Annotated in this window: 4 protein-coding genes; all 4 read left to right on the forward strand. The window is 38.8% G+C overall.

What is annotated here, in order from left to right; genetic code table 11:
* Positions 1-338 precede the first annotated feature (338 nt).
* Positions 339-1,208, forward strand: coding sequence for a ParB/RepB/Spo0J family partition protein (locus AB5642_RS19980; RefSeq protein WP_368371933.1), 870 nt, complete (start codon positions 339-341; stop codon positions 1,206-1,208).
* A gap of 14 nt (positions 1,209-1,222) precedes the next feature.
* The gene (locus tag AB5642_RS19985; RefSeq protein WP_029471073.1) at positions 1,223-2,008 is read left to right on the forward strand and encodes a ParA family protein; all 786 of its coding nucleotides are present in this window, start codon (positions 1,223-1,225) and stop codon (positions 2,006-2,008) included.
* Complete coding sequence (locus tag AB5642_RS19990) at positions 1,998-2,930, forward strand: ParB/RepB/Spo0J family partition protein (RefSeq protein WP_368371935.1); 933 nt, start codon at positions 1,998-2,000, stop codon at positions 2,928-2,930. Before AB5642_RS19985 ends, AB5642_RS19990 begins: the two co-directional genes overlap by 11 nt.
* A gap of 186 nt (positions 2,931-3,116) precedes the next feature.
* The gene (locus AB5642_RS19995; RefSeq protein WP_368371937.1) at positions 3,117-3,959 is read left to right on the forward strand and encodes a MerR family transcriptional regulator; all 843 of its coding nucleotides are present in this window, start codon (positions 3,117-3,119) and stop codon (positions 3,957-3,959) included.
* The last annotated feature ends 52 nt before the right edge of the window (positions 3,960-4,011 follow it).

Raw genomic sequence — 4,011 nt, forward strand, 5'->3', positions numbered from 1 at the left:
TTCCATTCAAAATGATCAATTTCCAGCTAACGCAATCCGATTTTTGTTAGCTGACAGCTAATCAAAATTACCGGTCTGCAAACATGGGTTTTAGAAAGTCCAGCTAACATTTGGGTTCCGCTCTGTTGTCACCCCTTATTTGGGGATGTAAATCAGAGAAAATGCGGGAAAAGGAACAATCTCTCCCAAACCTGCAAACATAAATTAGCTGAAACAGTATTCAATTCTATTAGCTACAGCTAATGGTCAAACAGCAATGTCTGTTTGGAACTTTACTATCTATAAAAGTTCCAGGCAGGCATTTTTTAGTTCCTGAATCCTGGAGGAAAGGAGTCAAGATGACTGAGCCAAACAGACAATCAGGAGAAAAAGAAGAAAGAATCATAGAAATTGAGATTGAGCGTCTTCGCCCTTTTAAGGAACATCCATTTCAAGTAAAAGATGATAAGGAAATGTTTCTTCTGCAGGAAAGCATTGAGAAGTATGGAATATTAAATCCGCTGATCGTCAGACCGGTACCGGATGGATACTATGAGATCATATCAGGTCACAGAAGAAAACATGCTGCGGAGAAACTGGGATATCGTAAAGTACCAGTGATTATCCGGGTATTAAGTGAAGATGATTCCATTTTAAGTATGGTGGATTCTAATCTTCATAGAGAACGGATCAGCTACAGCGAAAAAGCTTTTGCTTACAAACTGAAGAATGACGTACTAAAAAGAAAAAGTGGTCGAAAAAAGAGCCAAGTTGACCACAAAACACTAAGAAAACGATCGATAGATATTATCAGTGAGGATTGTGGTGATAGCCCAAAACAAGTGCAGCGTTATATATCACTGACAAAACTGATACCGGAAATGTTGCAGAAACTGGATGATGAGATTATTTCTTTTTGTCCGGCAGTAGAGATTGCTGCATTGAAAGAAAATGAACAAAGAGAACTGCTTAAAGCAATGGATTATGCACAAGCGATTCCGTCACTCTCACAGGCTCAGCGGATAAAGCAGCTGAGTAAAGAAAAACAGTTATCGCTGGAAAAGATGGAAGAAATCATGTGTGAAGTTAAAAAAGGTGAGATCACCAGAGTAGCATTTACCAATGAGCAGCTACACAAATATTTTCCAAATTCTTATACACCGGCAATGATGAAACGGGAAATACTGGCACTGCTAAAATTATGGAAAAAAGAATCATGGGAAAGTTAAAGGAGGAAGAAATCATGTGTAAAGTTATATCCGTAGTAAACCAGAAAGGTGGAGTCGGCAAGACCACCACAACCGTAAATGTAGGTATTGGACTGGCAAGAGAAGGAAAGAAAGTGTTGCTGATCGACGCGGATCCACAGGGAAGTTTAACAGCAAGTCTTGGGTATGAGGAACCGGATGATCTTCGCATCACACTGGCAACGATCATGATGGATGTCATCAACGAAGAAGAAATCTCTTTAGAAGATGGGATCTTACATCACCAGGAAAATGTAGATCTTCTTCCGGCAAATATTGAGCTTTCCGCATTGGAAGTAACGATGGGAAATGTTATGAGCAGAGAAATGATCATGAAGGAATATATCGATGCGATAAGATCACGATACGATTATATCCTGATCGACTGTATGCCGAGCCTTGGTATGATGACGATCAATGCACTGGTCTCTTCTGATTCTGTTCTGATACCTGTGCAGGCCGCATATCTGCCTGTTAAAGGACTTCAGCAGCTGATCAAGACCATTCTTACAGTAAAGAAAAGACTGAACCGGAAACTGGCGATAGAGGGCATTCTGTTGACTATGGTAGATTTTAGAACCAATTACGCAAGGGACATTGCATCGAGAGTACATACAACATACGGAAGCCAGATAGAAGTATTTGAAAATGTGATTCCGATGTCCGTAAAAGCAGCTGAGACCAGTGCAGAGGGAAAAAGTATCTACATGCACTGTCCGAAAGGAAAGGTTGCCGAAGCATATATGAACTTAACACAGGAGGTTTTGAAGAATGAAAAATAGAAGTGGCGAAAAGATCAAACTGGCAAGTATTGATGAACTGCTTGGTGTGGTAAATGAAGAATCTGCAATGGAGATAGAGATCAGTAAGATCCATCCGTTTAAAAATCATCCGTTCAAGGTGCTGGATGATGAAAAGATGCAGGATCTGGTTGAAAGTGTAAGGATCAATGGAGTACTGACACCGGTACTGCTTCGAATGGATGATAATGAAGAATATGAAATGGTATCCGGTCATAGAAGAATGCATGCAGCACAGCTTGCAGGACTTACGACTATTCCGGCAATCGTAAGAGAATTATCGGATGATGATGCCATTGTGGCTATGGTGGACGCTAACATTCAGCGAGAGGAACTGTTGCCGAGTGAAAAAGCTTTTGCTTACAAAATGAAACAAGAGGCCATGAAACACCAAGGTTCTCGGACAGACTTGACTTTGGGACAAAATGTCCCAAAGTTCAAAAGAACAACGGAAGCAATTGCGGATGTATTATTGACTTTATTTTATCTTGAGGAGGATATGAAAATGAGTGAAAAGAATGATTTTATACAATTACCACCAATCAAAAAAGACACACCGTCCGAAGTGGTCTCAATGATCTGGCAATATTTGAAATTACCTGAGGAATCCAGAAAGAGAGTGACGGCAGATCTAATTGATGTGGATGAAAATTGTGAGAAGGAAGATTTTCAGATTCCAGATCTCTATGACATCGTTCCAAAAGAAGAAATCGCGGAATTTGAAGAAACTATGCGTAAAATTATAGCAGGAATTATTTCTCAGGCCAGCAGTGTTGCCACCTGGGTGTATGTACAGAAATATGTGAAGCACAAAACTCTGGATGAAATGCTGCAAGAATGGAAAGGGGCAAGCCAGTTTATTATTGTCATGGATACCTGGTTCGAAAGATTGATGGCAGAATAATAGATGCTGTGATAGAATGAAGAAAACGATTTGAAGAAATTATTGCATCGTATGAACGGTAGAGTTATTGCTCTTCAAATTCCAGCTTGTCGAGATGAAAAATCAATTTATTGAACTCAAAACTATTGACTCTCACGGAACGTCATAGATTAAAGTTATCTTATCAGGAACAGGAGGTCAGCAGTTATGAGGACAGTAAAAGAAATATCAGATTTAACAGGTATCAGCGTTCGCACGCTTCACTATTATGATGAAATTGGATTGTTAAAGCCAACAGAAAAAAGTGATGCGGGATACCGGCTTTATGACGATAAGGCATTGGAAACATTACAGCAGGTTTTGTTTTTCCGTGAGTTTGATATTCCATTGAAAGAAATCAAAGCTGTTATGGATAACCCGGTTCTTGAAAGAAACCAGCTTTTGCAAATGCAGAGAAAAATGTTGGTAGCAAAAAAAGAACGTATGGAACGTCTGATTACCAGCATTGATGATATTCTGAAAGGAGAGAATAAAATGGATTTTGCAATTTTCAGTAAAACAGAAGTGGAAGAAATGTTTCAAACTATGCTTGAACATATGCCCGACAATATGAAAGAACTTGCTATCAAAGAGTTTGGAAGTGTTGAAGAATGGAAAAAGCATTATATTGAGGCAGTCTCATCAGAAGAAATGCAAAAAGGCTATGCCAAAGTTGTTGAGTGGTATGGAGGAAAAGAAAAATATTTATCTGTAGTCAACAATCCTATTAGCAAAGACGTAGCTGACAGTTACAACAAACGAATAGAAGCAGTTTTGCAAAAACTAATTGCAAAAAGAAATTGTGATGTAAATTCTTCGGAAGTTCAAGAAGTTGTTGAAGAATATGGCTTACTTATGAAGCAGTTTTCACAAATAAAAGAAGAACAAGGTTTTATGATGGCACAGGCACAGTATTATCGCAACGAAAGAATTAAGTCTATGACTGATGAGAAATATGGTGAAGGTACTGCTGATTTCTTAGCACAAGCTATTGAAGCATTTTACAAGTAAAAATACGGTTTGTGAATGAGAAACATTTGAACACTTTTTGAACACCCAGACC

The sequence above is a fragment of the Ruminococcus sp. 1001136sp1_2201st1_G3_2201SCRN_220225 genome (assembly GCF_040924365.1).
GTDB classification, from domain to species: Bacteria; Bacillota; Clostridia; order Lachnospirales; family Lachnospiraceae; genus Blautia_A; species Blautia_A faecis.

Bases quoted from the DNA above. Each gene is read 5' to 3' on its own strand.
- AB5642_RS19995 (WP_368371937.1), top strand. From the start codon at position 3,117: ATGAGGACAGTAAAAGAAATATCAGATTTAACAGGTATCAGCGTTCGC.
- AB5642_RS19990 (WP_368371935.1), top strand. From the start codon at position 1,998: ATGAAAAATAGAAGTGGCGAAAAGATCAAACTGGCAAGTATTGATGAA.
- AB5642_RS19985 (WP_029471073.1), top strand. From the start codon at position 1,223: ATGTGTAAAGTTATATCCGTAGTAAACCAGAAAGGTGGAGTCGGCAAG.
- AB5642_RS19980 (WP_368371933.1), top strand. From the start codon at position 339: ATGACTGAGCCAAACAGACAATCAGGAGAAAAAGAAGAAAGAATCATA.